Raw genomic sequence first — 15,529 nt, 5'->3', positions numbered from 1 at the left:
GCTCACCGCCGGGCTGTGCGGGCTGATCGCGCTCGCGTTCCTCGTCCCGCTCGGGCTCACCCTCGCCGACCGGACCCGGGAGGCGGAGCTGGCGGACGCCGAGCGCCGTGCCGCGCTGGTGACCGGCGCGCTGGCGGCCAGCACGGACACCGCGACGATCGAACGGGCGGTGGCCGCCGCGGCCGGCGACGATCCGGCCCTGCGTCCGGTCGTGCACGGCATCGGGGCGGACGAGTCCGCCGGCCGCGCGAACCCGCGGGTGCTCGCCGACGCCGCCACGCAGCGCCGCTCGGTGGTGACCGACGTGGACGGCGGGGTGCTGCGACTGGACCCGGTGGTGCTCGGTGACCGGGTCGCCGTGGTGGAGGTCTTCGTCCCCGACGACGTGCTCGACTCCGGCGGTGGCGGGCGGTGGCTGCTGCTGCTCGCGATCGGCCTGGCGCTGGTCGGCGCGGCCGTGGCGGTGGTCGACCGGGTGGCCGCCCGGGCCGTGGACGCCACCGGCGACCTGGTCAAGGCGGCGCTCGCGGTGGGCGACGGCGAGCTGGGGGTACGGGTCGAGCCGACCGGCCCGCGCGAGCTGGCCGAGGCCGGGCACGCGTTCAACCGGATGACGGAACGTCTGGTGGCGCTGCGCGCCGACGAGCACGAACTGGTCGCCGACCTGTCGCACCGGCTGCGTACGCCGCTGACCGCGCTGCGGCTGGACGCCGAGGCGCTGGAGTCCGACGACACCAGCATCGGCACGTTCAGCGAGGCGGAGCTGGACCGGCGGCGCGGCATCCGGCGCATCCGGCAGGCGATCGTCACGCTTGAGGGCGAGGTCGATCAGCTCATCAAGACGACCCGCAAAGCGGTCAGCCAGGAGACGGCGCCGGCGTCGTGCGACGTGAGCGAGGTGGTCCGGGACCGGATGGTCTTCTGGTCGGCGCTGGCCGGGGACCAGAACCGGCCGCACCGGGTGGTCGGTGCGCAGTTGCGCATCCCGGCACCCGTGCCCCGCGCCGAGCTGGCCGCCGCGCTGGACGCGGTGATCGGCAACGTGTTCCGGTACACGCCGCAGGGCACGGCGTTCGAGGTCGCGGTGAGCCGCCGGGACGGCTGGGTGGCGATCCGCATCGACGACGCCGGGCCGGGCATCGCCGACCCGGACCGGGCGTTGCGCCGGGGCGAGAGCGACAAGGGCTCCACCGGGCTCGGGTTGGACATCGCCAAGCGGGTCGCGTTGCAGGCGAACGGTTCGGTGAGCATCGACCGGGCCCGGCTCGGCGGGGCGAGCGTGGTGATGCTGCTGGCCGACCCGGACGCGGCGCCCCGGCCGGTGAACCGGTTCGGGCTGGTCGGTCGGATGGCCCGGGAGGCACGCGAGCCGCGCGCCGGGCGGCGCTGGCCGCGTCCGCGCTGAGCCGGTGACTGTGTACCGGCGCAAGTTCTCCTTAAAGGTGGTTTAACGACGGCCGCGAAACCGGCGTGAACTGCCAGGATCGCTGACAGAACCCATCAGTTCCGTCGGCCGGGACGCCCCGTAACACCTTCCGGCCGGCGGATCATGCGCGCGGCGGGAGTCCGGTCCCCCCACACCTCGCTCCCGTCGCGCGCGCTCTCCCGTCGATCCCGGGCGCGAGGTGACCGCATGCCACCGGCCGTCAGCCGTCTGCTCCGCTGGGCCACAGTCGTCGGCCTGGGCGTCGCGCTCACGCTCGCGGTCTGGCAGGACCCGGTGCTCGCGCACGGTCCGGCCCGGCCCGCGCCGGCCGCGAGCGGTCCGAGCCCCGCGCTCACCGCGCTGGCGCTGGCCGGGATGCTGCTGACCGCGCGACGCCGGCCGCCCCGGATGTCCCGGCGGCCGGCGCCCGTACGGCCGCTCAGCGGGCCGCGTTCGCCAGGTACGCGTCGATCTCGGCGGTGATCCGGGCCTGCTCGGCCGGCGCCAGGAACGCGGCCGAGACGGCGTCGCGTGCCAGGGCGGCCACCCCGTCCGGGCCGAGCCCCAGCAGCCGGGCGGCCACCGCGTACTCGTCGTCGAGCGTGGTGCCGAACATCGGCGGGTCGTCGGAGTTGATGCTGACCGGCACGCCGGCCTCGACGATCCGGGGCAGCGGGTGCGCGTCCAGGCTCGGTACGGCCCGGGTGCGCACGTTGGAGGTCGGTGCGATCTCCAACGGGATCCGCCGCTCGGCGAGGTGGGCCAGCAGCGCCGGGTCCTGCGCGGCGGAGATGCCATGACCGATCCGCTCGGCGCCCAGCTCGCGCAGCGCGTCCCAGATCGTCTCCGGGCCGGTGGTCTCACCGGCGTGCGGCACCGAGCGCAGCCCGGCCGCGCGGGCCTGGTCGAACCAGGGCTTGAACTGCGGCCGGGGCACCCCGATCTCGGGGCCGCCGAGGCCGAAACTGACCAGCCCGTCCGGTCGTTCGTCGAGCGCGATCCGCAGGGTCTGCTCGGCGGCGGGCAGGCCGGCCTCGCCGGGAATGTCGAAGCACCAGCGCAACGTGATGCCGAAGTCGGCCTCGGCGCGCTTGCGGGCGTCCTCGATCGCCTCGCAGAACGCCGGCGCCGGGATGCCGCGGTTGACGTGCGAGTACGGCGTGACCGTCAGCTCGGCGTAGCGGACCTGCTGGCGGGCCAGTTCCCGGGCGACCTCGTGGGTGAGGAGCCAGACGTCGTCGGCGTCCCGGATCAGGTCCACCACGCTGAGGTAGACCTCGATGAAGTGGGCGAAGTCGCGGAACGCGAAGTAGTCGGCGAGCGCCTCCGGATCGGCCGGGACGGGGCTGCGGCCCTCGTGCCGGGCGGCCAGCTCGGCGACGATGCGGGGCGAGGCCGAGCCGACGTGGTGCACGTGCAGCTCCACCTTGGGCAGTCCGGCGATGAAGGTGGGCAGGTCGGTCACGAGTTCTCCTCTGCGCGGGCGCCGGTGCGGGCCACCATGAAGATCCGGCGGAACGGGAAGTACACCTGACCCTGCCGCACCGGGTACGCCTGGGCGAGCCGCACCGCCAACTCGGCGCGGAAGGCGGCCCAGCCGGCGGCGTCCAGCGCGGCGCGGACGGGGCGCAGCGCGGTGCCCTCCATCCAGGCCAGCACCGGGTGGTCGGCGCCGGTGGCGGGCAGCAGGTGCACGTACGTAGTCTCCCAGGCATCCACCGCGCAGCCCGCGTCGGTCAGCAGCGTGGCGTAGCCGACCGGCTCGTCGACGGGCGCCTCGCGCAACCTTCCGGCGAGCGCGTCGCGCCACCGGTCCTGCGCGGCGACGGAGCGCAGCAGCCGGTGCGAGGGCGCGTCGAAGTTGCCGGGCACCTGGAACGCCAGCCAGGCGCCGGCCGGCAGCGTGGCCGCCCAGCGGCGGAGCAGGTCGCGGTGTTCCGGCACCCACTGGAGCACGGCGTTGCCGACCAGGACGTCCACGTCGGGCTCCGGCCGCCAGTCGCGGACGTCGCCGACGGCGTACCGGACCGGACCGCCGTCGGCGCTCGCCCGCGCGATCATCTCCGGGGACGAGTCCAGGCCGGCGACCCGGGCGCCGGGCCAGCGGCCGGCGAGCGTGGCGGTGAGCGTGCCGGGGCCGCAACCGAGGTCGACAACGGCACGCGGGTGCTCGGCGCCGACGCGGGCCAGCAGGTCGTGAAACGGCCGGGAGCGCTCGTCCCCGTAGCGCAGATAGGTGCGTGGATCCCACATGACAGCCTCCAAACCGTACGTACGTCTTGCTGGAAGGTACGGCCCGCCGAGCGCCACGGCAAGCCGCTCACTAGGCTCGACCGGGTGGAACAGCGCAGCTTCGACCGGCTCGGCCGGCACGTCGGCATCATCGGACTCGGCGCGTGGCAGCTCGGCGCAGACTGGGGCGAGGTCAGCGAGGACGCGGCGCTCGCCGTACTGGCCGCCGCCGTCGACGCGGGCGTCACCTTCCTGGACACCGCCGACGTGTACGGCGACGGCCGCAGCGAGGCGCTGATCGGCCGGTTCCTGCGCTCCCGCCCCGGGCACGGGCTCACCGTGGCGACCAAGATGGGCCGCCGGGTGGAGCAGACGCCGGAGGCCTACACGCTGGACAACTTCCGGGCCTGGACCGACAGGTCCCGGGCCAACCTCGGCGTCGACACGCTCGACCTGGTGCAACTGCACTGCCCGCCGACCGCCGTCTTCGCCGACGACCGGGTCTTCGACGCGCTGGACACGCTGGTCGCCGAGGGTCGCGTGGCCGGGTACGGCGTCAGCGTGGAGACCTGCGACCAGGCGCTCACCGCCATCGCCCGGCCCGGTGTGGCGAGCGTGCAGATCATCCTCAACGCGGTCCGGCACAAGCCGCTGGAGCGGGTGCTGCCCGCCGCCGCTGCCGCCGGGGTGGGGATCATCGCCCGGGTGCCGCTGGCGAGCGGTCTGCTCTCCGGCCGGTACGACGAGAACACCACGTTCCCGGCGAACGACCACCGCACGTTCAACCGGCACGGCGAGTCCTTCGACGTGGGCGAGACGTTCTCCGGCGTCGACTACGACAGCGGCCTGGCCGCGGTGCGCCGGCTCGCGCCGCTGGTCGGCGGCGACCGGACGATGGCGCAGTTCGCGCTGCGGTGGGTCCTCGACCAGCCCGGCGTGACGGTGGTGATCCCCGGCGCCCGCTCCCCCGAGCAGGCGCGGGGCAACACCGAGGCCGCCGGGCAGCCGGCGCTGACCGAGGTGGAGCTGGCCGCGGTGCGGGCCACCTACGACGAGCTGATCCGCCCGCAGGTGCACGACCGGTGGTGAGCCGGCCGGCCGGCGCGGCGACGCCGGGCGCCCGCGGTGGCGGGCATGCTGGAGCGGGACTGTCGTCGGAGGGGGAACGATGAGGGGTTGGTTCCGGCTCACCCTGGGGCTGCTCGCCGTGGTGCTCGGTGCGCTGTGGACGGTGCTGGGCCTCGGGTACGTCGAGGGCAGCGTGATGAGCGACCAGCGGATCTGGGCGGTGGTCGGCCCGGTGCTGGTCCTGATCGGACTGGCCGGGCTCTGGTTGGGGATGCGCGCGCGGCGGCGCTGAGACGCCGGGCAAGGCGAAGCCCCGCCTCCCGTACGGGATGCGGGGCTTCCGGCACCGGCCGGTGCGGTCAGCTCAGATGGGGCGGACCTGCTCGGCCTGCGGACCCTTCTGACCCTGGGCGATCTCGAACTCCACCCGCTGGTTCTCCTCCAGCGTGCGGTAGCCGCTGGACTGGATGGCCGAGAAGTGGACGAACACGTCAGCACCCCCGCCATCGACGGTGATGAAGCCGAAGCCCTTGTCAGCGTTGAACCACTTCACGGTTCCCTGCGCCATGTGTATCTCCTTCTAAAACTGGCGGCCGAGCACGCCGTGCGGCCGATTGGCCGTTTTCGAGCAGCGGCGCCTGAGGCGGCCTCCAATGCAGGAGACTTCTCTCAACCCACGCGTCTCTCAACAGCGTGAGACAGCAAACCACGTACGCAAAAACTTCGCACAGCCCTCCGGACGAAATTTCTCCGACATGTGACCTGAAGGCCGCGCGAACGCCGCTGCGCGGCCCCGCCGGAGCCATGCGAAAGGCCCCTTTCCCGCATTCGGGAAAGGGGCCTTTCTGGCCTTTACGTCAGTCCGGCCAGCGCCCGGTCAACCGGCGTACGCCCACCGCTCCACCTCTGTCGACGGCGGCCCGCACCACCGAGAAGATGGCGCCCTGCAGGGCCGCGGCGGCCAGCACCTCGCCCCAGCGGCGGTCCTCGTCGGTGGCGCTCGGCGCCTCGCCGTCGCCCGCCGTCACCTTCCAGACCTGGCGGAAGACCGCCCCCGCGACGGCGCCGGCGGCCAGGCCGAGCAGCACCCCCACCGGCTTGTACGCCGCCTTGCCGACCCTGCCGCTCACCTGCGCCTCCCTCGGACGATCACCAGCACCACCGCCGTCACCAGCGCGCCGGCCGCGATGGCCGCCCACGGCAACGGGTTGCGCCCGACCGCCTCGCCCTTCTCGTACGCCTGTGCCCGGACCAGCCGGGCCCGCTCCGCCGCCCGCCCGCGCACCCGGGCCGCGGTCAGCGACGCCTGCTCACGCATCCGCGCCTTCGCCGCCTCGGCCGAGTGCCGCACCAGCGCCTTCGGATCGGCCCTGGCCGCGAGCAGCTCCACCGTCTCACCGAGTTCCACCCGGGTCCGGCGGATCTCCTCCCGGAGCGCCGCCACGTCTCCGGTCCCGTTACCGGTCATGCCCGCCTCCCGTCCTTCACCGCGGCGGTGACCGTGTCGACGTCCGCCCGAACGCTGCGGACCGCCGCCTGGGGCACCGGCGGGACGGCACGGCTGACCTGCTTCTTGCCCACGAGCGCCAGGATCCCGGCGAGCAGGAACAACGCCACCGCCACGATCAGGGCGGCCAGCCACGCCGGCATGACCAGCGCCAGCAGCAGGATCACGGTGGCGACCAGGGCGCCGGCCCCGTAGAGCGCCATCACCCCGCCGCCGCCGAACAGACCGATCCCGATCCCGGCGTGCTTGCCCTTCTCGGTCAGCTCCGCACGGGCCAGGGCCAGCTCGTCCCGCACCAGGCGCGTGACCTGCTCGGTGGCGCGCTGTACCAGCTCGGCGGTGGACGGCTCGTTCCCGGTCCGCGACGTGCTGCGACTCGCGACGTCAGCCATGCTGTCCTCCTTTCCTCATCACCGCGCTGTATGCCCGGAGTCGCCGATCGTCAATCCTGCGCGGCGCGGCCGGTACACCCGGCCGCGCGCCGCCGCAAGCCGGTGCCGGGCACCGGATCCGGGGCGTGCGCACCACGTCCCCCGCCACGGCCCGGCCAAACCCGTGCGGCCGGAAAGCCGCCCGTACGCGGGAACCCCCGGCGCCAAGGGCTGCCGGGGGCTCCGCTCGGGGTACGGGTTCAGCGCCGCGCCTCGGCGTGCTCCTCCCGGCCCACGAACACCTCGCTGCGGGCGTCGCCGTCGTCGCTGCCGCCGAAGACCCGCGCGTCGTCGGGCGCCTCGGTGCCGGCCGGGGGGCGTGCCGGGCGTCGCGGCTGCACCGCCTGCCAGGGCAGCAGGCCGGCGACCTCGCCGACCTCGGCGCGCAGCCGGGGCAGGGCGGTCGGGCGCTGGTCGCGTACCCAGGTCACCAGGTGCTCGCGGACCAGGCACCGCAGGTCCCACAGGCTGCCCGCGTCGGCGGCGCTGACCAGCGCGCGGACCTTGACCAGGCCACCCGTCGCGTCGGTCACCTGGAGCACGCAGACCCGTCCGTCCCACAGCTCGGTGCCCTCGCACAGGCGGCGCAGCTCCTCCCGCATCGCCTGCACCGGGATGGCCCAGTCCAGCTCGAACTCGGCGGTGCCGAGCACCGCCGCCTCGGTACGGGTCCAGTTCTGGAACGGCCGGCTGGTGAAGTACGAGGTGGGCAGGATCAGCCGGCGGTCGTCCCAGACCTGCACCACCACGTAGCTGAGCGTCAGCTCCTCGATCCGGCCCCACTCCCCCTCGACCACCACCACGTCGTCCAGGCGTACCGCGTCGCTGAACGCGAGCTGGAGACCGGCGAAGACGTTGGCGAGCAGGCTCTGCGCGGCCAGCGCGGCGACCGCGGCGATCACACCGGCGGAGGTCAGCACACCGGCGCCGACCCCGCGTACGGCCGGGAAGGTCATCAGCATCACGCCGACCGTGAGGATCACGATCACCGCGATGGTCAGCCGGCGCAGCAGCACCACCTGGGTACGCACCCGGCGGGCGTGCCTGTTGTTCGGCACGTCGACCCGGAACCGGGCCAGCGCGGTGTCCTCCGCCACCACCAGCAGCGAGGCCACCAGCCAGGCGGTGGCCGCGATCGTCGCCAGCACCAGCGTGTGCAGGACGACCTGCCGCCACGGGCTGCCGACCGCGTACCCGGTGGTGAACCGGACCGCGAACTGCACCGCGGCCACCGTGAGCGTCACCTGGAACGCGCGGTGCGCGTGGTCGGTCAGCTCGGTCATCAGCAGCGAGCGGCGACCGAGGCGGCGGATGACCCGGTGCACCACCTGGGCCAGCACCAACGCGATCGCCGCCGCGGCGAGCGCGGCGGCGACGGTCACGACGTAACTCTGCACGAACTCTCTCTCCCCTCCGACCGGGCGGGAATCGGGCAAAGGCCCAATGGTGCCCGGCGGCCCGGGTATCGACCAGGATCAGACCTTGCGGTACCGGGACTGGAAGAAGCAGTAGACACCGAACGCGGCGATGCCGAGCGCCATGAGCGCCAGCAGCCACGGCCCGTACGACTGGTCGCGCAGCGTACGCAGGGCGGCGTCGAGACCACGAGCCTTCTCCGGGTCGTAGTTGACCGCGGCGACCACGACCAGCAGGCCGGCGATGGCGAACACCGCGCCTCGGGAGGCGTACCCGGCCATGCCGAGGCGGCGGGTGAGCTGCCGGGTCTTCGGGCTCATCTCGCCGGTCTTCAGGTTGCGCTCGAACTTCTTCTTCAGGCCGTAGATCACCATGCCGATGCCGAGCGCGGCGAGCGCCACGCCGGCCAGCCCGACCAGCCACCGGCCGCCGTCGGAGGCCATCAGCTTCTCGGAGAACTGCTGCTGCTGGTCGGAGGCGTTGGCGCTGGCGTCCTGGAAGACCTTGATCGCGGTCCAGCCCAGCCAGACGAAGACCACGACCCGGACCGCCGAGGCGATCCGCTCGAAGAGTCGTTCCTTGCCGGTCTTGGAGACGTGGCCGGAGATCGCCTCGAAGGCCTGCCAGATCGCCATGGCGAACAGGCCGACCGCCACGGCGATCAGGAGGAACTTACCGAGCGGCTGTTCACCGAGGGTGCGCAGCGCGCCGTTCTGGTTTCCCTCCTCGCCCGACTTACCGAAGGCGATCTGCAGCGCCAGCCAGGCGAAGAGGAGGTGCACAACCCCGTAACCGATGAATCCGGCACGGGTCAACAGTTCGAGCCACCGGCTGTTACGAGCCTGGGCGGCGGTGGCTCCGGCATTCCGGGTGAGAGACATGAGCCCTCAATCTCCCGGCGGGCGGTTTTCCAAACGTGACCACCCGCCGGGACGGCCGAAACGGATCAGCCGTTGAGGTCGCGGGCGACCCGCAGCACGACCTGCTGGTCGGTGACGCTGTCCAGGCTGACCTGGAAGCCGGCGACCTCGGTGGCCTGCTGGCCCACGGTGAGCGAGAGCTGTTCCCCCGCCACCTCGACTGTCACCTGGTCACCCTGGGCACCGACCAGCTTGGCCTCGACGCCGAGGATTCGCGCGCTGGCCTCGACGCCGCGGTCGAAGGTGATCGTGCAGGCGTCCAGACCGCAGTCGGTCTCGGCGCCCTCGGAGCTGCATCCGGCGAGCAGAGCGGCGCCGAGGGCCAGGCCGGCGAGCAGACCGGCGGCGCGGCGGGCGGGGGCGGAGGTGGCGCGTCGGATCGTCACCGGCCCAAGGATAGGCGGCACGCGCCATCGCGCCTTCGTCCACGGGCGCCGGGAGTCCGTGCCGGGCGGCGTGTCCGGGTTGCGCGCTAGGGTTCCGGAATGGCTTTCGACGTCGCCCGGGTCCGGGCCGCCTACCCTGCCCTGGGCGAGGGATTCGCCCACTTCGACGGCGCCGGGGGCACCCAGACCGCCGCCACCGTCGTCGAGGCCGTGGCCGGGGCGATGCGGGCCGCGACCGGCAACCGCAGCACCGCGTTCCTGCCCGGCCGCCGGGCGCTGGACCTGGTCGCCGGCGCGCGGGCCGCTGTCGCCGACCTGCTCGGCGCCCAGCCGTCGGGCGTGGTGCTCGGGCCGAGCGCGACAGCGCTGACGTACACACTGGCCCGCTCGCTCGGCGCCGGCTGGCGTCCGGGCGACGAGGTGGTGGTCTCCCGGCTGGACCACGACGCCAACGTCCGGCCGTGGGTGCAGGCCGCGCAGGCGTCCGGCGCCACGGTGCGCTGGGCCGAGTTCGACCCGGCGACCGGCGAGCTGCCCGCCGGGCAGTACGCCGACCTGGTCACCGAACGCACCCGGCTGGTGGCGGTGACCGCCGGCAGCAACGCGATCGGCACCGTGCCGGACGTGGCGACGATCGCCAAGACCGCGCACGTGGCCGGGGCGCTGGTCTGCGTGGACGGCGTGCACTCCGTGCCGCACGGCCCGACCGACCTGGCCTCGCTCGGCGCCGACTTCCTGGTGACCAGCGCGTACAAGTGGTCCGGTCCGCACCTGGCGGCCATGGTGGCCGATCCTGAGCGGTGGGAACCGCTGCGCCCGGCGAAGCTGCTCCCCTCCGCCGACGCGGTGCCCGACCGGTTCGAGTACGGCACGCCGAGCTTCCCGCTGCTGGCCGGAGTGACCGCCGCGGTGGATCACCTGGCCGGGCTGAATCCGGAGGCGACCGGCGATCGCCGGGCACGCCTGCGCGCCGGGCTGACCGCCGCGCAGGCGCACGAGGAGGCGGTCTTCGACCGGCTGCTCGCCGGGCTCGCCGACCGCCCGTTCGTGACCGTGTACGGCGCGCCGGCCCGGCGCTGCCCGACGGTGTCGTTCCGGGTGGCCGCCCTGGCCCCGGCGCAGACGGCGGCGGCGCTCGGCGAGGCGGGCCTGTGCCTGTCGCACGGCGACTACTACGCCTACGAGTACTTCGAGGGCATGGGGCTGCGCGCCGACGGCGGCGCGGTGCGGGCCAGCGTCTACCACTACAACACCGTCGACGAGGTGGACCGGCTGCTGGCCGAACTGGACCGGCTGGCCGGGCCCGGAGGGAGAATGATCCGGTGAGTTTTCTGGTCGAGGAGAACACCGCGAAGCGCCGCTTCGAGATCCTGGTGGACGACGCGCTGGGCGGATTCGCCGCGTACACGCCCCGCGGCGAGACGCTCGTCTTCACCCACACCGAGGTCGACGGCCGGTTCCAGGGCAAGGGCGTCGGCGCGGCGCTGGTCCGGGGCGCGCTGGACCAGGTCCGTGCCCGGGGCGGCCGGGTGGTGGCGCAGTGCCCGTTCGTGGCCGCCTTCATCGAGCGCCACCCCGAGTACGCCGACCTGCTGGCCGACGCGGCGTGAGGCCCGGCCGGGGGACTTTCCCACCCGGCCGGCCCGGAGTCAGCGTGCGCCGGTCAGCACCTCGGCGGCGGCCCGCGCCGCGGCCGCGGTGGCGCCGTGGGTGGCCAGGTGCACCGCGCCGGTGACCAGCTCGGGCACGCCCAGCTCGACCACCACCGCGTCCGGGCGGACGGCGAGCGCCCGGCGTACCGCGTCCCGCATCCAGTCGTGGCGGTGCAGGTCGCGCACCACGAGCACCAGCGGCCGGCCGGCCGGCGTCGCGCCCGGATCGGCCGGTACGGCGTCGGCGGCGTAGCGGGCGGTCGTGGTGCCCGGCGCCAGGTGGGCCAGCGGGGCGGCGATGCCCCACGGCGTCTCCTCGCCGATGGCGATGTTGCGCGAGGGCTCGAACTCCACCACGTGCGCCGGACCGGCCAGCGGCAGCAGCCCGGCGTCGCCGGTGACCCGTACCGCCCGGCGGGCGGCGGTGAGCCCGATCGGTGAGCCCTCGGCCGAGGGCGGTCCGGCGGTCCGGCGGGCGCGGGCGGCGACGCTCCACGCGGCGAGCTGACCGACGCGCTTGGCCGCCTCGGCGAGCCGCTCCTCGGGCAGTTCCCCGCTGATCACCGCCGCGACGATCGCGTCGCGCAGCTCGCGGGCGTCGGCCTCGGTGGCCCGTTCCCCGCCCACACAGATCGCGTCGGCGCCGGCCACGAGCGCGCGTACCGCGGCGCCGGTGAAGCCGTACCGGTCGGCCACCGCGCGCATCTCCACCGCGTCGGTGACCACCACGCCGCCGAAGCCCATCTCCTCGCGCAGCAGGCCGCCGAGCACGCGCGGGCTGAGTGTGGCGGGCAGCTCCGGGTCCAGCGCCGGCACCAGCAGGTGACCGGTCATCACCGCCTGCGCCCCGGCCGCGACGGCGGCGCGGAACGGGGCCAGTTCGACAGCGTCGAGGCGGGCCCGATCGCCGCCGATGAGCGGCAGGTCGTGGTGCGAGTCGACCCGGGTGTCGCCGTGTCCGGGGAAGTGCTTGGCGCAGGCGGCCACGCCGCCGGACTGCAGTCCTCGTACCCAGGCGGCGGTGTGCCGGGCGACGAGCGCCGGGTCGGCGCCGAAGGAGCGCACCCCGATGACCGGGTTGGCCGGGTTGGAGTTGACGTCGGCGTCCGGGGCGTAGTCGAGCGTCACACCGGCCGCCGCGAGTTCGGCGCCGAGGTCGCGGGCGACCTCCTCAGTCAGCGCCGGGTCGTCGACCGCGCCGAGCGCGTAGTTGCCGGGCCGGGAGCTGCCCCGGGCGGACTCGATCCGGGTGACGTCGCCGGCTTCCTCGTCGATCGCGACGATGACGTCCGGCCGCTCGGCGCGCAGGTTCGCGGTGAGCGTGGCGACCTGCTCGTTGTCGACGACGTTGCGGGCGAACAGGACGACCGAGCCGAGTCCTTCGCCGAGCCAGCGGCACACCCACGGTGGCGGCGTGGTGCCGACGAACCCGGGTTGCAGGACGGCGGCGGCGAGCGCCGCCAGGTCTCCGGTCGATCCCATGGTCCGCTCGCTCATCTGCTGTCGTACCCCCGTCTCCCCCACGGACCCGCCGGGGCTGGCGGGTGCTGCCATGGTCACACCGCGCCGCTAAATAGTCAACAATCCTTACTGTTAGCCGGTGGCGCCCCGCGACCACCCGTGGGAGAGTTCCCACATGTCCGCCCTGCCGCTCGCCGACGCCACCAGCGCCGCCGACATCCCCGGCGTACGCCTGCTCGGCCTGGTGGTCGGCGGCCTGTTCCTGCTGATCGCGATCCGGGCCATGTTCCGCCGCTGATCCCGCGCCCGACCGGGTTGGGGCCCGCCGCCCGGGGTAGGGCTTGCCGTGTCCGGACACGACGAAGCCGTCCGGTCACGGCGAGAGGGCACCCACCATGAAGATCGGCTACTTCCTGTCCAGCGAGGAGTACACCCCGGCGGAGCTGCTGGCCCAGGCGCGCGGCGCCGAGCAGGCCGGGTTCGAGGCACTGTGGATCTCCGACCACTACCACCCGTGGGTCGACGCGCAGGGCCAGAGCCCGTTCGTCTGGTCCACCATCGGCGCGCTCAGCCAGGTGTGCCGGCTGCCCGTGACCACCGCTGTCACCTGCCCGACCATGCGCATCCACCCGGCGGTGATCGCGCAGGCGGCGGCCACCAGCGCGGTGCTGCACGAGGGACGGTTCGTGCTCGGCGTGGGCACCGGCGAGGCGCTCAACGAGCACATCTTCGGCGATGCCTGGCCGCAGACCGACGTGCGGCTGGAGATGCTGGAGGAGGCGGTGGAGGTGATCCGCGAGCTGTGGCGGGGCGAGTTCGTCAACCACCACGGCAAGCACTACACGGTCGAGCACGCCCGCATCTACACCCGGCCGGACGCGCCCCCGCCGATCTACGTCTCCGGTTTCGGCCCGAAGTCGATCGAGCTGGCCGGGCGGATCGGCGACGGCTACGTCAGCACCATGCCGGACGCCGACATGGTGCGCCGGTTCCGCGAGTCCGGTGGCGGCGACAAGCCGTGCCAGGGCGGCTTCAAGGCCGCGTACGCCGACAGCGCCGACGAGGGCGCGCGGATCGCGTACGAGCGCTGGCCCAACGCGGGCGTGCCGGGCGAGCTGTCCCAGGTGCTCCCCTCCCCCCGGCACTTCGAGCAGGCCGCCGAACTGGTCCGGCCGGAGCAGGTGCGGGAGGCGTTCGTCTGCGGCCGGGACGCCGACGCCCACCTGGAGATGATCGACGAGTACGCCAAGGCCGGCTTCGACGAGGTGTACGTGGCGAACACCGGCCCGCACTGGCAGGGCCTGTTCGACCTGTACCAGCACGAGATCCTGCCCCGGCTGCGGTGAGCGGCGGTGCCGGTTTCGCGCGGGATCGCCCGGGGTAGCTGAGGCGCTTGATGAAACTGACCACGCACTCCACCAGCCTGCGCCGGGCGGCGCGGAACCTGTTCGGCTGGACCGCGCTGCGGCCCAACCAGCTCGCCGCCATGCGCGCCGTGATGAAGCGCCGCGACGCCCTGGTGGTGCTGCCCACCGGGGCCGGCAAGTCGGCGATCTACCAGATCCCGGCCAGCCTGATCCCCGGCCCGACGGTGGTGATCTCCCCGCTGCTGGCGTTGCAGCAGGACCAGATCGCCGCGCTCAACGAACGGCAGCGCCCGGAGCTGCGCGCGGTGCGGATCAGCTCGGACGAGAGCGCCGCCCAGCAGGCCGAGGCGATCGAGGACATCCGGGCCGGACGCGCGGAGTTCCTGTTCATCACGCCGGAGGCACTGAGCAACCCGGACCGCCTGGCCGAGGTGCGCGAGCTGAAGCCGGCGCTGGTGGCGATCGACGAGGCGCACTGCATCTCCGCGTGGGGCCACGACTTCCGGCCGGACTACCTGGCGCTGGGCCACCTGATCGACGGCCTCGGCCGGCCGCCGGTGGTGGCGCTCACCGCGACCGCCTCCCCGCCGGTACGCGACGACATCATCGCCCGGCTGCGGCTGCGCGATCCGGAGGTGGTGGTCTCCGGGCTGGACCGGTCCAACCTCTTCCTGGAGGTGGCCCACTGCCCGACCGACGACTACCGGTGGCGGCGGCTCATCGCGCTGCTGCGCGACGACGAGCGGCCCGGCATCATCTACGTGCCGACCCGCCGGGCGGCCGAGGAGCTGGCCGAGCGGCTCACCGGCGCCGGTTTCCCGGCCGAGTTCTACCACGGCGGCATGCCCACCGCGGCCCGGCACGAGCTGCACGAGGCGTTCCTGGCCGACCGGGTGCCGATCATGGTGGCCACGTCGGCGTTCGGCATGGGCATCGACAAGCCGAACATCGCCTGGGTGGCGCACATGGCGCTGCCCGACTCGCCGGACAGCTACTTCCAGGAGATCGGCCGGGCCGGGCGCGACGGCTCGCCGGCCCGGGTGCTGCTGCTGTGGCGCTCCGAGGACGTCGGGCTCCAGCGCTACTTCAGCGGCGGGCTGCCGGACGAAAAGGAGCTGACCGAGCTGGCGGCGGTGCTGCGCGGCAAGGCCCGCAACCGCAAGGAGCTGCGGGAGCTGACCGGCCTCGGTCCGCGCAAGCTGGGGCAGTACCTGTCCCTGCTGGAGCAGGTGGGCGCCGCCGAGCCACGGGCCAAACAGCGCATCGGCGCCCCTCGGTACGCCCCGGCGGCGGCCGAGTCCGGCCACGCGGCGCTCGCCGAGGCGGAACGTCAGCAGACGGTGACCCGGTCGCGTACCGACATGATGCGCGCCTTCGCCGAGACCACCGGCTGCCGGGGCCAGGCCCTGCTGGCGTACTTCGGCGAGCAGATGAGCGAGGTGTGCGGGCACTGCGACAACTGCCACGCGGGCACCAGCGTGGCAGCCGACGGCGCGGTCGGGCCGTTCCCGGTGCACAGTCAGGTCCGCCACCCGGAGTGGGGCGCCGGCCTGGTGCTCAGCTACGAGGAGGACCGGATGACAGTGCTCTTCGACGAGGTGGGCTACAAGACGCTGTCCGTGCGCGTGGTGTCCGAACAGGGCCTGCTGACGCTGGACTAGCC

At 73.9% G+C, this 15,529-nt stretch carries 19 protein-coding genes; 9 read left to right on the top strand and 10 right to left on the bottom strand.

Annotation, left to right across the window (positions count from 1 at the left end; genetic code table 11):
- Positions 1–13: 13 nt before the first annotated feature.
- Positions 14–1,405: a HAMP domain-containing sensor histidine kinase gene (locus ACFYON_RS28445; protein ID WP_354867615.1), complete on the top strand. Its 1,392-nt coding sequence runs from the start codon at positions 14–16 to the stop codon at positions 1,403–1,405.
- Between the two features lie 228 nt (positions 1,406–1,633).
- Positions 1,634–1,909, top strand: a complete 276-nt coding sequence (locus ACFYON_RS28440; protein ID WP_354867072.1) for a hypothetical protein — start codon at positions 1,634–1,636, stop codon at positions 1,907–1,909.
- Here ACFYON_RS28440 and ACFYON_RS28435 read toward each other — a convergent pair.
- Complete coding sequence (locus ACFYON_RS28435; RefSeq protein ID WP_355095915.1) at positions 1,866–2,891, bottom strand: adenosine deaminase; 1,026 nt, start codon at positions 2,889–2,891, stop codon at positions 1,866–1,868. The genes ACFYON_RS28440 and ACFYON_RS28435 overlap by 44 nt on opposite strands.
- Positions 2,888–3,679 carry a trans-aconitate 2-methyltransferase gene (locus tag ACFYON_RS28430; protein ID WP_354867076.1) on the bottom strand — a complete coding sequence of 264 codons (792 nt, stop codon included), beginning with the start codon at positions 3,677–3,679 and terminating at the stop codon, positions 2,888–2,890. The genes ACFYON_RS28435 and ACFYON_RS28430 overlap by 4 nt, the downstream gene beginning before the upstream one ends.
- Before the next feature lie 84 nt (positions 3,680–3,763).
- Between ACFYON_RS28430 and ACFYON_RS28425 the strand changes: the two genes are divergently transcribed.
- Complete coding sequence (locus tag ACFYON_RS28425) at positions 3,764–4,747, top strand: aldo/keto reductase (RefSeq protein ID WP_355015141.1); 984 nt, start codon at positions 3,764–3,766, stop codon at positions 4,745–4,747.
- A gap of 79 nt (positions 4,748–4,826) precedes the next feature.
- Positions 4,827–5,018 (top strand): hypothetical protein, encoded by a 192-nt coding sequence (locus ACFYON_RS28420; protein WP_355015140.1) that lies wholly within the window; start codon positions 4,827–4,829, stop codon positions 5,016–5,018.
- Positions 5,019–5,090: 72 nt separating this feature from the next.
- On the opposite strand, the gene ACFYON_RS28415 is transcribed toward ACFYON_RS28420, so the two are convergent.
- The 7 genes from ACFYON_RS28415 to ACFYON_RS28385 all read right to left on the bottom strand — a co-directional run bounded on the left by ACFYON_RS28415 (position 5,091) and on the right by ACFYON_RS28385 (position 9,386).
- Positions 5,091–5,294, bottom strand: coding sequence for a cold-shock protein (locus tag ACFYON_RS28415; protein ID WP_091424054.1), 204 nt, complete (start codon positions 5,292–5,294; stop codon positions 5,091–5,093).
- Positions 5,295–5,583: 289 nt separating this feature from the next.
- Positions 5,584–5,856: a DUF4235 domain-containing protein gene (locus tag ACFYON_RS28410; protein WP_354867083.1), complete on the bottom strand. Its 273-nt coding sequence runs from the start codon at positions 5,854–5,856 to the stop codon at positions 5,584–5,586.
- Positions 5,853–6,194 carry a DUF3618 domain-containing protein gene (locus ACFYON_RS28405; RefSeq protein WP_354867084.1) on the bottom strand — a complete coding sequence of 114 codons (342 nt, stop codon included), beginning with the start codon at positions 6,192–6,194 and terminating at the stop codon, positions 5,853–5,855. The genes ACFYON_RS28410 and ACFYON_RS28405 overlap by 4 nt, the downstream gene beginning before the upstream one ends.
- On the bottom strand, positions 6,191–6,625 hold the full coding sequence (locus ACFYON_RS28400; protein WP_354867086.1) for a phage holin family protein: 435 nt from the start codon (positions 6,623–6,625) through the stop codon (positions 6,191–6,193). The genes ACFYON_RS28405 and ACFYON_RS28400 overlap by 4 nt, the downstream gene beginning before the upstream one ends.
- 239 nt (positions 6,626–6,864) lie before the next feature.
- The gene (locus ACFYON_RS28395; RefSeq protein WP_355015139.1) at positions 6,865–8,061 is read right to left on the bottom strand and encodes a mechanosensitive ion channel family protein; all 1,197 of its coding nucleotides are present in this window, start codon (positions 8,059–8,061) and stop codon (positions 6,865–6,867) included.
- A 78-nt stretch (positions 8,062–8,139) separates the two neighbouring features.
- Entirely contained in the window at positions 8,140–8,961 is an 822-nt protein-coding gene (locus ACFYON_RS28390) for a DUF1206 domain-containing protein (protein WP_355015138.1), read from the bottom strand.
- A gap of 65 nt (positions 8,962–9,026) precedes the next feature.
- Complete coding sequence (locus tag ACFYON_RS28385) at positions 9,027–9,386, bottom strand: hypothetical protein (protein ID WP_354867092.1); 360 nt, start codon at positions 9,384–9,386, stop codon at positions 9,027–9,029.
- A gap of 99 nt (positions 9,387–9,485) precedes the next feature.
- On the opposite strand from ACFYON_RS28385, the gene ACFYON_RS28380 reads away from it, so the two are divergent.
- Together ACFYON_RS28380 and ACFYON_RS28375 are read left to right on the top strand one after the other, a co-directional pair.
- On the top strand, positions 9,486–10,712 hold the full coding sequence (locus ACFYON_RS28380) for a cysteine desulfurase-like protein (RefSeq protein ID WP_354867094.1): 1,227 nt from the start codon (positions 9,486–9,488) through the stop codon (positions 10,710–10,712).
- Positions 10,709–10,996 carry a GNAT family N-acetyltransferase gene (locus ACFYON_RS28375; protein WP_354867095.1) on the top strand — a complete coding sequence of 96 codons (288 nt, stop codon included), beginning with the start codon at positions 10,709–10,711 and terminating at the stop codon, positions 10,994–10,996. The genes ACFYON_RS28380 and ACFYON_RS28375 overlap by 4 nt, the downstream gene beginning before the upstream one ends.
- A gap of 39 nt (positions 10,997–11,035) precedes the next feature.
- On the opposite strand, the gene ACFYON_RS28370 is transcribed toward ACFYON_RS28375, so the two are convergent.
- Positions 11,036–12,535 (bottom strand): glycoside hydrolase family 3 protein, encoded by a 1,500-nt coding sequence (locus tag ACFYON_RS28370; protein ID WP_354867617.1) that lies wholly within the window; start codon positions 12,533–12,535, stop codon positions 11,036–11,038.
- A 139-nt stretch (positions 12,536–12,674) separates the two neighbouring features.
- On the opposite strand from ACFYON_RS28370, the gene ACFYON_RS28365 reads away from it, so the two are divergent.
- From ACFYON_RS28365 to ACFYON_RS28355, 3 genes are all read left to right on the top strand, one after another.
- Complete coding sequence (locus tag ACFYON_RS28365; protein ID WP_013285408.1) at positions 12,675–12,797, top strand: hypothetical protein; 123 nt, start codon at positions 12,675–12,677, stop codon at positions 12,795–12,797.
- A 97-nt stretch (positions 12,798–12,894) separates the two neighbouring features.
- Complete coding sequence (locus ACFYON_RS28360; RefSeq protein ID WP_354867098.1) at positions 12,895–13,845, top strand: TIGR03557 family F420-dependent LLM class oxidoreductase; 951 nt, start codon at positions 12,895–12,897, stop codon at positions 13,843–13,845.
- Positions 13,846–13,895: 50 nt separating this feature from the next.
- Positions 13,896–15,527 carry a RecQ family ATP-dependent DNA helicase gene (locus ACFYON_RS28355; protein ID WP_354867100.1) on the top strand — a complete coding sequence of 544 codons (1,632 nt, stop codon included), beginning with the start codon at positions 13,896–13,898 and terminating at the stop codon, positions 15,525–15,527.
- The last annotated feature ends 2 nt before the right edge of the window (positions 15,528–15,529 follow it).

It is taken from the genome of Micromonospora sp. NPDC005686 (assembly GCF_042871665.1).
Taxonomy (GTDB): domain Bacteria; phylum Actinomycetota; class Actinomycetes; order Mycobacteriales; family Micromonosporaceae; genus Micromonospora.
The sequence above is the reverse complement of the archived record's forward strand: the minus strand, read 5'-3'. Positions and strand labels throughout refer to the sequence as shown.